Origin of the sequence: Acidovorax sp. 94, assembly GCF_003634645.1 — a bacterium.
GTDB lineage: Bacteria > Pseudomonadota > Gammaproteobacteria > Burkholderiales > Burkholderiaceae_C > Acidovorax > Acidovorax facilis.
Window position 1 is genome coordinate 1207871 of record NZ_RBJA01000001.1, and the last position, 16048, is coordinate 1223918.

14 protein-coding genes are annotated in these 16048 nt (G+C 62.1%); 5 read left to right on the plus strand and 9 right to left on the minus strand.

Annotated features, from left to right (window positions below):
• Positions 1–193 precede the first annotated feature (193 nt).
• Positions 194–1159 carry a helix-turn-helix domain-containing GNAT family N-acetyltransferase gene (locus tag C8C94_RS05650; protein ID WP_233573406.1) on the minus strand — a complete coding sequence of 322 codons (966 nt, stop codon included), beginning with the start codon at positions 1157–1159 and terminating at the stop codon, positions 194–196.
• A 176-nt stretch (positions 1160–1335) separates the two neighbouring features.
• Between C8C94_RS05650 and C8C94_RS05655 the strand changes: the two genes are divergently transcribed.
• Positions 1336–3738 carry a YgiQ family radical SAM protein gene (locus C8C94_RS05655; RefSeq protein ID WP_121420035.1) on the plus strand — a complete coding sequence of 801 codons (2403 nt, stop codon included), beginning with the start codon at positions 1336–1338 and terminating at the stop codon, positions 3736–3738.
• 474 nt (positions 3739–4212) lie between these two features.
• Here the strand turns inward: C8C94_RS05655 and C8C94_RS05660 are convergent, their stop codons facing one another.
• Together C8C94_RS05660 and C8C94_RS05665 are read right to left on the minus strand one after the other, a co-directional pair.
• Positions 4213–4674, minus strand: coding sequence for a hypothetical protein (locus C8C94_RS05660; protein ID WP_121420036.1), 462 nt, complete (start codon positions 4672–4674; stop codon positions 4213–4215).
• 327 nt (positions 4675–5001) lie between these two features.
• Positions 5002–5331 (minus strand): HAD domain-containing protein, encoded by a 330-nt coding sequence (locus tag C8C94_RS05665; RefSeq protein WP_233559560.1) that lies wholly within the window; start codon positions 5329–5331, stop codon positions 5002–5004.
• 36 nt (positions 5332–5367) lie between these two features.
• On the opposite strand from C8C94_RS05665, the gene C8C94_RS05670 reads away from it, so the two are divergent.
• The 4 genes from C8C94_RS05670 to C8C94_RS05685 all read left to right on the plus strand — a co-directional run bounded on the left by C8C94_RS05670 (position 5368) and on the right by C8C94_RS05685 (position 7517).
• Entirely contained in the window at positions 5368–5820 is a 453-nt protein-coding gene (locus C8C94_RS05670; RefSeq protein WP_158603804.1) for an HAD domain-containing protein, read from the plus strand.
• Between the two features lie 165 nt (positions 5821–5985).
• Positions 5986–6438 (plus strand): PaaI family thioesterase, encoded by a 453-nt coding sequence (locus C8C94_RS05675; RefSeq protein WP_056419573.1) that lies wholly within the window; start codon positions 5986–5988, stop codon positions 6436–6438.
• Positions 6439–6671: 233 nt separating this feature from the next.
• Positions 6672–6995 (plus strand): heavy-metal-associated domain-containing protein, encoded by a 324-nt coding sequence (locus tag C8C94_RS26030; protein WP_082493245.1) that lies wholly within the window; start codon positions 6672–6674, stop codon positions 6993–6995.
• 18 nt (positions 6996–7013) lie between these two features.
• A complete protein-coding gene (locus C8C94_RS05685; protein ID WP_055400387.1) occupies positions 7014–7517 on the plus strand; it encodes a hypothetical protein in 504 nt (167 codons plus the stop codon).
• A 76-nt stretch (positions 7518–7593) separates the two neighbouring features.
• Here the strand turns inward: C8C94_RS05685 and C8C94_RS05690 are convergent, their stop codons facing one another.
• The 6 genes from C8C94_RS05690 to C8C94_RS05715 all read right to left on the minus strand — a co-directional run bounded on the left by C8C94_RS05690 (position 7594) and on the right by C8C94_RS05715 (position 16027).
• Positions 7594–8523 carry a sensor domain-containing diguanylate cyclase gene (locus tag C8C94_RS05690; protein WP_121420038.1) on the minus strand — a complete coding sequence of 310 codons (930 nt, stop codon included), beginning with the start codon at positions 8521–8523 and terminating at the stop codon, positions 7594–7596.
• A 21-nt stretch (positions 8524–8544) separates the two neighbouring features.
• Complete coding sequence (locus C8C94_RS05695) at positions 8545–9357, minus strand: alpha/beta fold hydrolase (protein WP_121420039.1); 813 nt, start codon at positions 9355–9357, stop codon at positions 8545–8547.
• 140 nt (positions 9358–9497) lie between these two features.
• Positions 9498–12644, minus strand: a complete 3147-nt coding sequence (locus C8C94_RS05700; RefSeq protein ID WP_121420040.1) for an efflux RND transporter permease subunit — start codon at positions 12642–12644, stop codon at positions 9498–9500.
• Positions 12641–14158, minus strand: a complete 1518-nt coding sequence (locus C8C94_RS05705) for an efflux RND transporter periplasmic adaptor subunit (protein ID WP_121420041.1) — start codon at positions 14156–14158, stop codon at positions 12641–12643. The genes C8C94_RS05700 and C8C94_RS05705 overlap by 4 nt, the downstream gene beginning before the upstream one ends.
• 12 nt (positions 14159–14170) lie before the next feature.
• A complete protein-coding gene (locus C8C94_RS05710; protein WP_121420042.1) occupies positions 14171–15496 on the minus strand; it encodes a TolC family protein in 1326 nt (441 codons plus the stop codon).
• A 75-nt stretch (positions 15497–15571) separates the two neighbouring features.
• On the minus strand, positions 15572–16027 hold the full coding sequence (locus tag C8C94_RS05715; protein ID WP_121422721.1) for a hypothetical protein: 456 nt from the start codon (positions 16025–16027) through the stop codon (positions 15572–15574).
• Positions 16028–16048: the final 21 nt, after the last annotated feature.

Genomic DNA, 16048 nt, shown 5'->3' on the forward strand with positions numbered 1-16048 from the left:
CTCCGGTCTGCAGGCTGCTATGAACAAAAAATGGTCCATCGGGACCATTTTTTATGAATCAATCACTCCAGGTTGCGCGCACCAGCACAGGAGCGAAGGGTGCAGGCCATGGGAGATATCAGGACGTTCGTCTGTGAAGGACTTGTTTGGTCAGTTGACAAGCAGGCACAGCGGCGCGCCCCGTCAGGTGTTTCTAGAGCTTGAGCTCCCACGTCTCCCCCACCAGCTGCCGGCCAAAACCTTCATACGGCTCTGACTTGACCAGCTTGAATCCGCGTTTGGCATAAATGCCCCGTGCAGCAGCCAGGCAGCTGTTGGTCCACAGCACCATCTTCTTGTAGCCCTTGGCCCGCGCAAAGGCGATGCACTCGTCAGTCAGGCGCGCACCCAGACCCAGCCCGCGCGCCTTGGGCGACAGGATTAGCATGCGCAGCTGGGCCGTGGTGGCCGATTTGCGCACCACAAACACGGCGCCTACACGTTCGCCGTCCAGTTCGGCCACCCAGCACCGCTCCCACGCCGGCTGGAACTTGCGCAAAAACTGCGCGGCGATGTCGGCCACCAGGGCTTCAAAGCGGCTGTCCCAGCCGTATTCGCGCCAGTAGATCTCGCCGTGCTGTTGCACCACCCAGCCGATATCGCCGGGAACCGGGTCGCGCAGCACGGCCATGCGCGTGGCCTTAGGCGCCGCGTTGGCGGGGTCCAGCAAGGCTTCGATGCGTTCCATGGCGTCCACCAGCTCCTGCTGGCGCGCGGGGGGCAGGGGGGTCAGCAGGGCTGCGGCCTCGTCGCGTGAGCGTTGCTGCAGCGGCTCGAACACCTCGCGCCCCGTGGGGGTGAGGGTGAGCATGCTCTGGCGGGCATCCTTGGCGCTGGCGCTGCGGGTGATCCAGCCGGATGCTTCAAAACGGCGCAGGATGCGGCTCAGGTAGCCGCCGTCCAGGCCCAGGTCGCGCGCCAGTTCGCTGGCAACGGGCGCCTCGCGGTGCGCCAGTTCGTACAGCACGCGTACATCGGTGAGCGACAGGTCGCTGCCCAGATACGGGTCGAGCACGCCCACCCGCCGGGTAAAAAAGCGGTTGAAACGCCGCACTGCTTTCACGGCTGCGGAGGTGGGCTGGGACGTAGTGCTGGTCGTGGTCATGAATGCCTTAGTCATGCAATTAATTGACTTTGGCAAGTATATGCCTGATGTTCATCAAGACCTCCAACGCACAAGGGCAACGCGCAAGCAGCGACAAAAAGGGCTTGCCGCCGTAAAATCTCGGGTTAACCACCACAGCCGCGCCCCACGACGCCCTTGACGCACAAGGGCCGGCCGCGAAACTCCTCTGCATGAACGCCCCCGTTGACGTCTCCTTTTTTGCGCGCGCCGCAAAGCCATTGACCAGCTACCGTCCGTACTGGGCCAAGCGCTTTGGCACGGCCCCGTTCCTGCCGATGAGCCGCGCCGAGATGGACAAACTGGGCTGGGACAGCTGCGACATCATCCTGGTGACGGGCGATGCCTATGTGGACCACCCGAGCTTCGGCATGGCCGTGATCGGCCGCACGCTCGAAGCCCAGGGCTTTCGCGTGGGCATCATCGCCCAGCCGGATTGGCAAAGCGCCGAGCCCTTCAAGGCGCTGGGCAAGCCCAACCTATTCTGGGGCGTGACGGCGGGCAACATGGATTCGATGATCAACCGGTACACCGCCGACCGGAAGATTCGCAGCGACGACGCCTACACCCCCGGCGACATCGGCGGCAAGCGCCCCGACCGCGCCGCCATCGTTTACAGCCAGCGATGCCGCGAGGCTTACAAGGACGTGCCCATCATCCTGGGCGGCATCGAAGGCAGCCTGCGCCGCATCGCCCACTACGACTACTGGAGCGACAAGGTGCGCCGCTCCATCGTGGTGGATGCCAAGTGCGACCTGCTGCTGTACGGCAACGCGGAGCGCGCGCTGGTTGAGGTTGCCCACCGCATCGCCGCACGCGAGCCGGTCGAGCAGATCACCGACGTGCGTGGCACGGCGTTTGTGCGCAGGCCCGACGATGAGACCGGCAAGGGCTGGTTCGAGATCGACTCCACCAGCGTAGACGAGCCTGGCCGCGTGGAGGCCCACGTCAACCCCTACATGACCACCAGCGAGCAGGCCGCCGCCCAGGGCAGCACCTGCAGCAAGGAGGATGCTCCTGATTCCGTAGCTGCTAGCGAAGGTGGGGTAAGCGCTGGGGGCCAAAAAGACCCAAAATCTGCCGAACCCAACCCCGCCATCCAGCCCATGCTGTTCGTGGCGAACCCGGCGCTCAAGGCCAAGCTCAAGGTGCCTCCGCGCGACAAAAGCGTGATCCGCCTGCCCAGCTACGAGCAGGCCAAAAGCGACCCCGTGCTGTATGCCCATGCCAATCGCGTGCTGCACCTGGAAACCAACCCCGGCAACGCCCGCGCGTTGGTGCAGGCGCACGGCGAGGGCGTGACCGCGCGCGACGTGTGGATCAACCCGCCGCCCATCCCGCTCACCACGGCGGAGATGGACTATGTGTTCGACCTGCCCTATGCCCGTGGCCCGCACCCCAGCTACGCCGACGAGAACGGCAGCCACGACGGCGCGACCAAGATCCCCGCGTGGGAGATGATCCGGTTCTCGATCAACATCATGCGCGGCTGCTTTGGCGGCTGCACCTTCTGCTCGATCACCGAGCACGAGGGCCGCATCATCCAGAGCCGGTCCGAGGATTCGATCATTCAGGAGATCGAAGACATCCGCGACAAGGTCAAGGGCTTCACCGGCACCATCAGCGACCTGGGCGGCCCCACGGCCAACATGTACCGCCTGGGCTGCAAGAGCCCCGAGATCGAAGCCGCCTGCCGCAAACCGAGCTGCGTGTACCCGGGCATCTGCTCCAACCTGGGCACCAACCACGATCCGCTGATCAAGATCTACCGCCGTGGCCGCGCATTGAAGGGCATCAAGAAGATCCTGATCGGCTCGGGCCTGCGCTACGACCTGGCGGTGAAATCGCCTGAGTACGTGAAGGAGCTGGTGCAGCACCACGTGGGCGGGTATTTGAAGATCGCGCCCGAGCACACCGAGCAGGGGCCGCTCACCAAGATGATGAAGCCGGGCATCGGCAGCTATGACAAGTTCAAGCAGATGTTCGAGAAGTTCAGCGAAGAGGCGGGCAAGAAGCAATTCCTGATCCCGTACTTCATCGCCGCGCACCCGGGCACCAGCGACGAGGACATGATGAACCTCGCCATTTGGCTGAAAAAGAATGGCTTCCGCGCCGACCAGGTGCAGACCTTCTACCCCAGCCCCATGGCCACGGCCACGGCCATGTACCACAGCAACAAGAACCCGCTGCGCAAGATCACGCGCGACAGCGAGGCTGTGGACATCGTGCGCGGCGACAAGCGCCGCCGCCTGCACAAGGCCTTTTTGCGCTACCACGACCCCAACAACTGGCCGTTGCTGCGCGAAGCGCTCAAGGCCATGGGCCGCGCGGATCTGATCGGCAACGGCAAGCACCACCTGATACCGACCTTCCAGCCGCTGACCGACGGCGGATACCAGAGTGCGCGGCGCAAGAACTCGACGCCCGTGGGACAGAAGGCAGAAGCCGCCAAAGTGCTGCCTTCCCGGCCTGCCAAGCCAGGGCAGCCCCAAAAGGGCCGCATGCTGACCCAGCACACCGGCTTGCCGCCGCGTGTGACCGGGGCGGCCAAACCATCGGCACGCAAGCCCCGCTGACCATGCCTACGCCCTGACGCATCTGTCTGGCCCGTCGGGTTTGCGGGATGTATCGCGGGAGGCGTATCCACAAGGTGCCTCCACCGGCGAATTTGGCGTGCAGATGCGCACCCGCGACATGGCGCGCCTGACGCTGCTCTACCTGCGTGGCGGCGAGTGGAATGGCCGCCAGCTGGTATCGCGCGATTGGGTAGCCAGGGTGTTTGCGCCCACGGTGTCTATGGGTTGGCGGCTGCGCGCTATGCCGACCAGTGGTGGAGCATGCCGGAGCGGGGAGGGCACGGCCGTGGGGTTCCACCGGCAAATCCTGCTGGTGATGCCCCGGCACGGTATTGCGGCAGCGTTTACCGGGCGCAAGCACTGGGCCTTTGCGCCCCGGATGGATTTGCTGGATCCCGGCCAAAACTCCTTCTGCCGTTTTCAACCAGCGTTGCCAGCCCGGCCGGTACCGCTGCTGCGCGATGAATGCAAGCTTCAGCCTTCTGCTGCGTGGGTGCCCACCACCACCGATTGCGGGCCGTCACCGGCGGGCTGTGAGATCAGGTCCTCGATGATGAAGGTGCGGTAGTAGAAGGCGGTGACTGCACCTTGGGGCGCAATGGCTTCCACCAGGGTGTCGGTATTGTCTTTGTCGGCCATGGCGATCAGCATGCCGTGGTGGCCAGTGCCCGCCAGGTCGGCAATGCGGCGCACCATGTCGCCCTCGGCGCCCACCGAGGGCATCGGGGCATCTGCCGTGCCCAGGGTGCGGACGATCTCTTGCAGAATGACCTCGGGGCTAGCGTAGGCGGTGTCGCCCTGGTGGCCGGCGGCCTGCAACGCGGTGGCGGCCTGGCGCACGCAGTCTTCGTCGGGGAAGAGTGCGAACACATGGCCGGTGGGGTAGAAAACGCCGCCCATGTTGGTCATGGTGGAATCAAGAATGAGGGGTTTCATGGGCTTCTCCCGAGGTGTTTCAGACCTTTGGGATTGAAACCCGTGGCTCTGGCGCACGGTGTAGGCCAGCGGGCAATCTGCGCGTCAGCCCCCTGTGTTGCGCGCGATGGGCTGCAAATTTTGAATCAAAATTGCCTCTGGTGCTTATGTATCAAGCGTTAGCAGCTATCAAATTGATACTGCATTGGTGGCGCCGCTATGGCAGCCACCCGCCCACCCAGGCCGGGGTGATCTCACTTTCGGTGCAGATTACCCGGTTAGGATGCTCGGGTTAACCCTAGATTTGTGTTTTCTGAGGCTAGGTGGTCTGCCCTCCTGGCAGTCTTTTCAAAGTGTGGTTTGAAGACGAGCTGTCAGTTGTGAACCGGTGGCCTGCGTGAGTCCCGTTCGCCCATCGACCAAAAACAACGACTTGCAGAACGGCCGATAGAGCCACGATCGATCATCTACCGCCACCCATCTGCGATGTGGCACATCGTTGGCCCAAAGCCAGGCATGGCACTCGGCCTCCCGCTCGTACCCCACCAGCGTATTCGGGACGTTCGTTAGATCGCAATATCTGGGGGTAACACCTTCGATCATGGCGGCAATGTCCGGAGAGAACCTTTCCAATAGATCCTCATAGGCCTGTTCCAGGCGCCAGGTGCTGGTGATCACGATCTGGCACTCGGGCATCCACGCAAGGGCATCTACATGAGCCCGTATGAGGCTGCAGGGCATTCGCTGTTCGAATGGGTTCCAATCCTGGAGTCGGTGCTCCAACCCCACCCAACCGTTGCCCTGGTACTGAGTAGCACCTGGTGCATTCGCCCCGGGTACAGCGCAACCCTTAAGCGCCTTCCAGCGTCCTTGCGTGCTCGGTTTATTGGCGGGACATACCACAGACGTGTGCATGGCGTGGACCCATGGAACCTGTCCATGTTCCGCACCACACCCCGGGGCGTGCAAGTTCAAGAAGACGCTCAGCGCAGAAAACCCCATCAGTGGATAGCACTCGATGATGATCTGGAAGATTGGCCTGACTCCTGTCGGCAAAACCTGATCGCATGCGAGGGAACTACGGGCTTGTCAAACCCCGAGGTACAACACGAACTGAGGGAGAAACTGCGCAGCTGTCATGTCGCCTTGTCGGCCAGAACCCCATAGCAGCTCGCGGGGCACGGTGGACTTAAAAACGGTCTAACTATCGAACCTTCATTCGAGAAATCCCCTGCCGCAAGTGTCTTGGATGCAAGGTTGGACGCATCCTGAATGTACATTTGGACGAGCCCTCAATGTACATTTGGACGGTAAACGCACCATTGCTTTCCCATGCATAGTCCGACCATCCCGTTTCGCCTAGTCTCCACTCAGCGCGAAGAGCAATTGGCTCAATTCAACGCCAGGAAAGAAATTGCTTGGTTTGGGTTTAGGGGGGCGTTCAAAGAGCCAGGCTTGGCGATCATCAATTTCACCAAAATCGAATCTGGCCTTCAGGGAGGTGGAGGAACCTCCGCAATCAATGGCGGTGTTATCGCCGCAGGTTTTGATGCAGCCTTCGTGCTTGCCGGTTTGGGTCACTACGATTCCAAGGTCGTCGTCACTCTGGAGTTGTCGGTCAAATTTTTGTCCCTTGCACTTGTCAACGAGTCGCTTGCATTCCAAGCGCATGTGGTTCGATCTGCTAAAAACTTCTCGTTCGCCGAGGGCTTTCTCTCTCAGGCAGGTACAGGGCCAGCCCAGCATTTGGCAATTGCCACCGCTATGGTGGCGCCTGCGCGCTAGGCACGCGGCGGGAATGCGCAAGGCGCCAAAGGTGTCCTTCCCCTCGGCTGAGATGGAGATTTTCGACGGTCGTTCACCCAAGGCGCGAGCGTTCTAACTCGTAGAGACACCACCAGCAATGGGCTCGTTTGCTGCTTTCCGAGCTTATATGCCGATTGAATTCCGTGAGGCCTTGACCTTCCCACCGTGGCAAGGTTCATAGTCAAAACGTGAATCAACCAAAGGAGGCTCACATGGTCCATATCAATGTTCCTGATATGACGTGCGGCACTTGCGCCCAGCGCATTGGTCGTGCAATAGCTCAGGCCCAACTGCCTGGGGGCGTCGAAGTAGAAATCGACGTAGCTACACGTCAGGTACGCATCCCGGCGCAAGCCGGAGAAAGCACTGTGGAGCTTGTCCGCTCAGCGATTGAGCGTGCTGGATACAAAGCAGACGCGGCGGTGAGTCCTGCATCTCGCCGAACAACCGGTGGCTGCTGCTGTGCGTCTCGGCCCGTAGCCCCTGTTGACGTGGATCAAGACGGTGCAAGGCAGACGTCGTCATGCTGCAGTTGAACCTACAAGGAGACCATCATGCGTCTGAATATCGTCGCTGGGCTGTTGACAACCCTTTTCGTGGCGGGCTGTGCCGTCGCGCAATCTCCAAAACCTGCGGACGAACACGCAGGCCACCACCCCGGTGATGCGCAGAGCGGTGGCGTAACCACCCAGTCTGCCCCGGCAGCTACCACCCCGCCAACACCGGACGCCTTTGATCGTCAGATGAAGGCGATGCAGGAAATGCACAAAAAAATGCAGGCGGCCAAGACTCCCACCGAACGTTCAGCGCTGATGGGGGAACACATGAAGCTCATGCAGTCAGGCATGGCCATGATGGGCGCGGGTAGTTCTGGTGGCATGGGGATGGGAATGATGCAGCAAGGGGCGCAGACCAAACCTGCCATGCCTGCAGCCTCTGGAAACTCGGGTATGGGAGGCATGATGGGCATGCACGCTCAAATGGAGCGCCGTATGGCCATGATGGAACAGATGATGCAAATGATGGTGGACCGCCAAGCAGCCATGCCATCCAAGTAGTCTCACCGCGAACGTTCTTTGCGGGGGCAAGCTATCACTATTCCAAACGCTGGTGAGCTGCGCGAGGCTTGGTGACTCAGTCACTAACCACAGTGCAGTTGCGCCCGAGCGCCTTTGCCCTATAAACAGCTTGATCAGAGCGTTTTAGCAGTCGGGCGAGGAAATCCGCTCCGGTTTGGTGTACTGCACACGCCAGCCCGACACTGACCGTTACTGGCCCTGCCAATGAGCGCACCCGTCTGGCGCATTTGTGCACCCGCTCAGCAATTCTGGCAGCTGCTTCTGCGTCCGCATCAGGTAACCAAAGGACGAATTCTTCCCCACCGTATCGCACCACCAGGTCCGAACCACGTGCGTCTGCCTGTATCTGGCGAGCAAAGTTCACCAGCACCCGGTCGCCCTCGGGATGGCCATGCGCGTCGTTGATCCGTTTGAAGTAGTCCACGTCCACCATCAACAACGACACGTAACTCTGTCGAGAGGCCGTCCGTTGCCACTTCTGCACGATCAATTCCAGCGCACGGCGGTTTTTAAGACCTGTAAGCGGATCAGAGAGACTCAGTTCCGAAAGCTGGCGATTCTGCAATTCAACCTGTTCATTGCTGGCGGCCAAGCGCTGGGCAAGACCCTGGGCCTCTGCACGGGCCTTGATCAACTCGCCTTCGAAACGGCTGCGTTCGCGGGCCACAAAAAAGGCCCATACGATGTGGTCGCCCGTCTCCAGGCGCTTGCTGACCGCATTGACCATGACAGGAACAGTCTCGCCGCCAACACCGCGCAGGTGGAGGAATACTTCGCGCGCACTCTTGGCGTGATGCAGCGTGGGAAACAGGTGGGTCTGGCTGAAAATTCGAGAAGCTGGTGTCAACAGTTCATCCATGGAGTGGCCGAGCCAAAACGCCTCCGTGCCCCCGATCAGGACAAGGAACTCCCTGTTCATCCGCACGATGTGCCCCACCGGGTCCGTGATCATCATCGCGCAAGGGATGTCATCAACCGCCAGCATGTTCCGCCCTCTCGGTTTCGCTCACGCTAAGGAGAGATATCGCTGCATGGCGGCCGTCACCAGGTGCGGATGACTCATGTGGGCGCAGTGTCCGGTCACGTCCAGCACTTCCAGCGTGCTGTCCCTGAGCTTCTTGTGCATGTATTCCCCCACCGAATGGGGCGCCAACGCATCGTTGCCATGCTGCAGGATCAGACTCGGCCGGGTCACGCGCGACAGCTCCTCTCTGGTATCCGCAAAGAAGGTTGCCTGCGCAAAGACACGAGCCATCGTAGGATCGGTTGAGCAGAAACTCTCAGACAACTCCCCGCCCAGACTGTCTGCCTGCGGCGCTCCCGCCACAATGGGTGCGAGGTAGCTGGACCAGCCCATGAAGTTCTGGTCCATGAGGTCCAATAGGCCCTCCAAATCCTGGCGCTCGAACCCTCCAAGGTAATCCGGAGCGTGATTGATGTAGCAAGGCGACGGGCCAACCAGAATCAGGCGATCAAAAAGCATAGGTCGCTCGATGGAGGCCAGCAGGCCGATGCTGGCACTGACCGAATGTCCAACAAAATGCACTCCGCGCTCGATGCCCAATGCGTCGCATACATCCAGCAGATCTTGCACGTAGCCTTTCAGACTTGCGTACTTCACGGGGTCAAAGGCGGCCAAGTCTGATTGGCCGCAGCCGACGTAGTCGAACAAGACCTGGTGGCACTTACCTTCAAAGGCCGGAGTGATGTGTCGCCACATATGCTGGCTACACCCAAAGCCGTGCGCATAGACGAGCACGGGGACGTCCGGGCGAATTGCATCGATCACATGCACGTTGTTGCGCTTACGAATTTCCACTGTTGTTCTTTCCGGGCGGTCAGTCCGCAGATTTTGCACGCCTGACGCTTGCACCGTGCGCAAAATAGCATGCAAGCGTGCGCGATTGGGAGTGAGAAACAACTGGTTTATCGCTAGCACCAGCTTGCGCAACGCAGCGTTCAGCCTCCAGATGCCTCTGTTTTCACTCTCCTTGGCTTTCGCATCAGCACATAGGCTGCAGGAATCACGAACAAAGAAAGCAGCGGTGCGGTCACCATACCGCCCAGCATGGGAGCCGCGATGCGGCTCATGACCTCCGAGCCTGTCCCGCTGCTCCACACGATGGGCACCAGGCCCGCCAGAATGACTGCCACGGTCATGGCCTTGGGTCGCACGCGCAGCACGGCACCTTCCCGAATCGCGTCCAGCAGCTCTTCCAGTGTGGGCTGCCTGCCGTCTGGACATCTCTCTGCGAGTGCCTGCTTGAGGTAGATGAGCATGACCACCCCGAACTCTGCCGCGACCCCCGCCAGGGCGATGAAGCCCACACCGGTGGCGATGGACAGGTTGTAGTTCATCAGGTAGAGGAACCAGATGCCCCCGGTCAACGCGAATGGCAACGTCGCCATGATCAGTCCCGCCTCACCCATGCGCGAGAAGGTCAAGTACAAAAGCACGAAAATGATCAGCAAGGTGGCTGGTACCACCACCTTGAGGCGAGCATTGGCCCGCTCTAGGTACTCGAACTGGCCAGAGTACGTGATGCTGACTCCTGGCTGCAGCTTGATCTGTCGGCTCACCGCGTCGCGCAGGTCATTGGCCACCGATGCCAGATCTCGTCCCCGCACATCAACATACACCCAGCCCGATGGACGGGCGTTCTCACTCTTGAGCATGGGCGGCCCATCGGTGATGGAGATGCTGGCCACCGTTGCCAGCGTGATTTGCTGCCCCATGGGGGTGGAGATGGGCAACTGGGCCAGCCGTTCGGGCGAGTCTCTCCACTCACGCGGGTAGCGCAGGTTGATGGGGAAGCGCGCCAGGCCCTCGACCGTTTCCGAGACGTTTTCACCGCCAATGGCCCCGGAGACCACGGCCTGGATATCGGACACATTCAGCCCGTAGCGCCCCGCGGCCGTGCGATCGATGCGGACATCGACGTAGCGGCCCCCTGTCAGGCGCTCGGCCAGTGACGAGGCCACTCCCGGAATGCCTTTGGCGACCTGCTCGACCTGTGCCGCGATCCCATCGATCACCTGCAGGTCGTTGCCCGTCACCTTGACACCGATGGGGCTCTTGATGCCGGTTGCCAGCATGTCGATTCGGTTGCGAATGGGTGGAATCCAGATGTTGGACAGGCCGGGGATCTTGACGGCCTTGTCCAACTCTTCGATCAGGCCCTCGGGCGTCATTCCTGGACGCCATTGGTCTCTGGGCTTGAGCTTCACCGTGGTCTCGAACATTTCCAGCGGGGCCGGATCGGTGGCGGTCTCTGCGCGGCCCGCCTTGCCGAAGACGCGCTCGACCTCGGGCACCGTCTTGATCATCCGGTTGCTCAATTGCAGAAGCTCCGTGGCTCGCTGTGCCGACAGGCCCGGCAGGGCTGACGGCATGTACAGCAGATCGCCTTCATCCAGCCTGGGCAGGAACTCGCCCCCCAACCGCGACAGGGGCCAGATCGTGGTCGTCAGCGCCAGCACGGCGATGACCAGGGTGGATTTGGGACGATGCAAGACCCACTCAAGGCAAGGTCGGTACACGGCAATCAGCGCGCGGGTGATGGGGTTTTTCTGCTCGTCAGGGATACGCCCCCGGATCCAGTAGCCCATGAGGACCGGGATCAGCGTGACCGAGAGTGCCGCAGCTGCGGCCATCGCGTAGGTCTTCGTGAACGCCAGCGGTCCAAACAAGCGGCCTTCCTGTGCTTCCAGCGTAAAAACGGGCACAAAGGACAACGTGATGATAAGCAGCGAGAAGAACAGCGCGGGGCCCACCTCCTCGGCAGCTTCGGTGATCACTTTCCAGCGTTCTTCCCCCACCAGTTGGCGGTCGGGATGCTTGTGCTGCCAGGCCTCCAGCTTCTTGTGGGCGTTCTCGATCATCACCACTGCTGCATCGACCATGGCGCCCACGGCGATTGCAATCCCGCCCAGGGACATGATGTTGGCGTTGATGCCCTGGTAGCGCATCACCAGAAACGCCGCCATGATCCCCAGCGGCAGAGAAATGATGGCGACCAGCGCAGAACGCAGGTGCCAGAGGAACAAGACACAGACCACCGCCACCACAATGAACTCCTCTACGAGTTTGGTGGTGAGGTTCTGGATCGCCCGCTCGATGAGTGCGCTGCGGTCGTAGGTGGTGACGATCTCCACGCCCTGGGGCAGGCTGCTTTGCAGCTCGCTGAGTTTGGCCTTTACGGCCTGGATCGTTTCCTGGGCGTTCTTGCCAGATCGCAGCACGACCACGCCTCCAGCCACTTCCCCCTCGCCGTCGAGTTCAGCGATGCCGCGCCGCATTTCCGGCCCGATCTGGACGGTGGCGACATCCCCCAGGCGCACAGGCACCCCTGCGCGCGACACCAGCGGGATGGCCCGAAAATCATCCAGCGTCTTCAGGTAGCCGCTGGCGCGCACCATGTATTCGGCCCCGGACAATTCCAGCACCGATCCACCCGTTTCCTGGTTGGCACCCATGATGGCCTCGCGCACCTGTCCCTGGGTCAGCCCTTGGGCCGCGAGCTTGATGGGATCGAGCACGACCTGGTACTGCTTGACCATGCCCCCGACCGATGCCACCTCAGCGACGTTGGGCAGGCTCTTGAGTTCGAACTTCAGGAACCAGTCCTGCAAGGCGCGAAGCTGGGCCAGGTCGTTTTTGCCGGTGCGATCTACCAGGGCGTACTGGAAGATCCAGCCCACCCCGGTGGCATCTGGGCCCAACGACGACTTGGCCGTAGCGGGTAGTCGTCCCTGCACCTGGTTCATGTACTCCAGCACCCGCGAGCGCGCCCAGTACAGGTCCGTGCCATCCTCGAACAGGATGTAGACGAATGAGTCGCCAAAGAACGAGAAACCTCGCACCGTCTTGGCGCCCGGGACGGACAGCATGGTGGTGGACAGCGGGTATGTGACCTGGTTCTCCACTATCTGCGGTGCTTGGCCGGGATAGGAAGTGCGAATGATGACCTGGACATCCGACAAATCGGGAAGAGCGTCCACGGGGGTGCTGCGCACACCCCACACGCCCCAGGCCGTAAGCATCACGGTCGCCAGCAGAACCAGGAGTCGGTTCGCCACCGACCAGCGGATCAGACGCGCGATCATGGCTTGATCCTTTCCACGGCAGTGATCACGAAGTCCTTGCCTTGCTGCTGGAAGGTGAACTTCACCTGCTGCTCGGGTTTCAGTGCTTTTGCCAGTTCTGGGTTTGCCAACTTGAATGGCATGGTCATGCCGGGCCACTTCAGTTCAGGCACGGCCTCGTGGGTAAGGGTCAGCTCGGTGGGCGTGACCTCATCGACCACCCCTCGCACCGTAAAGCTCTTGGACGCCGGAGCCGCAGAGGCCGAGGAACCCTGTTCAGCGATGGGTTGCGCGCTGCTGCCTGGAGGCAGTGCGGGCATGATGCCTCGCAGGCTGGCTTCCGAGTCGATCAGGAACTGTGCCGAGGCGACCACCTGTTGTCCTGCGGTGAGGCCGCCTTGAATGACGAGGCGGTCATCGATTTCCCCGCCGAGTTGCACCTGGACGGGGTGGTACTTGCCAGGACCGTCCACCACGTAGACCAACGCCCTCTTGCCGGTGCGGATCACCGCTTCGCTGGGCACCAGCAGCGCTGGTTGTGTGCGTCCGGCCAGGACGATCTGCCCGGACATGCCCGCCTTCAGGCGCTGGGTGGGGTTGGGAAGCTCCAGGCGCACGCGCACCGTGCGGGTGTCCCGGTTGGCCTCTGGGAGGATGCTCACGACCCGGGCGTTGAGGGTTTCGCCCGGAAACGCGGCCAATCGGACCTGGGCGTCCTGCCCCAGTTGCAAGGGACCGCTTTGCGCTTCAGGAACGGCCGCTTCGATCCAGACGCTGGCCAGGCCGTTTACGCGCACCAGACTGCCCCCCGAAGAGACCGTCATGCCCTGGCGCACCATCAGTTCAGCCACCATGCCGGCCTGCGGGAAGGTCACCGTGTAGCGGCCCTGAGGTTCGCCCGTGCGCTCCACCTGGGCCACGAGCGAGGCAGGCATGCCCAGCAGCGACAGCCGCTGGCGCGCTGCTGTCGTCAGCGACTCGTCCTTGAGCGCCCGGACCGCGAGAAACTCGCGCTGCGCAGCCACCCACTCTGGCAGCAGTAGATCGGCCAATGGCGCGCCTGCGGCCACCACGTCGCCCGGGGCCCGGGCGTAGACCCGCTCCACGAACCCGGCTGAGCGCGCCTGGACGATGCTCACATCCCGGTCATTGAGCTGGACCGTGCCCAGCACGTCCACATCGGACCCAATGTCGCGCTGCTCGACCATGGCCGTGCGCAGGCCGAGCGCTTGTACTGCCTGCGCGGAGACGCTCAGGCCGGAGCTTTCCTCTGCGCCCTCATCCGCATACTTGGGAACCAGCGCCATGTCCATGTAGGGCGACTTGCCTGGCTTGTCGAACTTCTGCGTCGGCACCATGGGGTCGTACCAGTACAGCACCTTGCGGTCGGCCTTCGCAGTTTCGGCCGAGGTAGGAACGGCGCCAGAGGCGTGGTTGCTCGCGGTGCGCCATTGGGAGACGCCCCAGCCGAGGGCGATGCCTGTGGCAACCAATGCCACGGCCACAACGGTCTTCTTGAAAACGGTATTGGTCATGTGGTTCTCCCTTCAGTCCGCGATCAGGCTGTTCAGGCGGGCAATCACCGTGTCCCGCTGTGCCTGCAGCTCAATGAGTCGCCAGTGCGCCTCCCGCACCTGGGCCCTTGTAGCCAGCACGGCGCTCAAATCGCCCTTGGCAGACTGGTAGTTGGCCAACGCGAGTTCGGCGCGCCCTTGTGCCAAGCCGATGCCAGCCGATTGCAGCCGCTCGATCTGACTGTTCAGTGCCGCCAGCTCTGAGGCGCTGTCCTCCAGCTCCTGTAGGTGCCTGCGGGTCACGTCCTCCTGCTCGGCTTCCAGGCGCTGCAGCTCCAGCTGCTTGGCCTTGATCTGGGGTCCCTGACGCCGCTCCTGTTGCCAGGGAAGATCAAAGGTCACCTGGAAAGACACCATGTCGCCCCAGCGGCGGTCGCGGCGGCTGTAGGCGACTTCCCAGGACCAATCACCCTTGGTTTCTGCCTGGGCTTCGCGCGTTTCCGCCAAGGCCATGGCTTGCATGGCGGGGTACTGCGCGAGTTCCGCGTGGCGGTGTACCTCTGACCGAAGCTGGTCCAAAGGGCGGCTCAGCGGCCCGGGAACTCCCTGCAGCGCCTCGTCGGCGCGGGCGCCAACCCAGCGCCGCAACATCGCCCTGGCCTTGGATCGGTCCCGCTGCAGATCGTCCCTGCGGTCCGACAGCGCAAGAGCCTCCTGCTTGGCCATCAGAAGATCGCCCGCCTGGGCCGTCCCCCCTGCGATGCGGGCAGGCAGGCTGTCCTGCAGGCGCTGGTTCTCACTCAGTAGACCGGCAAGCACCTGGTCGCGCTGTTCAATGGCCTGGGCCATGATCCAGGCTTGGCTCAGCTCCTGGCGGATCTGCAGACGCTGGACCCCCAGAGTGGCGCGTTCGCGCTCCACCTTGGCCTGGGCGCTGGCGATCTGCGCATCTCGTTTGGCACGGTTGGGAACCTCCTGCATCAGCGCCAGGCGTTGCATGGTCATGGACTCGCGCGTAAGGCTGAAGCGATCCATGCCGCTGATGGGAAAGTTCTCGACCCCGACCGAGAGCTTTGGATCCGGCAGAGTTCCCGCCGACTTCTGGGTACTGCTGGCTGCGTCAATCTGCAGCCGCTGGGCCGTGATACGAGGGCTGTGCTGCTCCGCCAGATCCAAGGCTTCGGCAAACCCCAGGGCGTGGGCCTGGTTGCCTGCAAGGCCGATGCCGGCCAGTAGGAATCCGAGAGCGCAAAGGCGCAGATGGTTGAGGTTGCGCACACGGATGCGCGGCGAGAGAGGATGAATGCGCAGTTGCGCAGGCAGGCGCTCGCAGGGAGCGCCGAAGGAGATGTTGGGCATGATGGTCCTCGAAATGAAGGGGCACGAAGTCAGACCTGCGCGCACGCTGCAAGGCAGCGCACACGCCGTGCACGTTCAATTCCGAAAGACCTGATGGGTCAGATAGATGGGGGGAGAGCCCGCTCGACTGTCCAGCTCTGCGTAGACAGCCCGAGGGTCAATATGGCGTTCTGAGTCCAGGATCACGGGCAGCACATAAGCAACCCAGATGGCGTGCGCCGCGAGCGCCTGCAGATCGAGACCTTGTAGCGAGGGGGAGGACAAGCTGTCGCCGTCACAATGGGCTCGGCACAGCTGGGGATCTTGCTCATCCATGGTGCCCGCCATTGCATGGCATTCGGGCATGGAAGGCATGCCAACCGCATCTTCCATGACCATGTCCACTTTTTGCATCAACGCCGCATGGGCGGCGGAGTCCAGCTTGGGACAGGCATAGGCGGCCAACGCGAACTGCATCAGAAGCAACGCCGCGACCAGAACGCTGGTTATCCAGCGTCCTTGGCGCGATACCGTGCTTTTGGCGAAGATCATGGTGCGAATGGTATCCCCAGC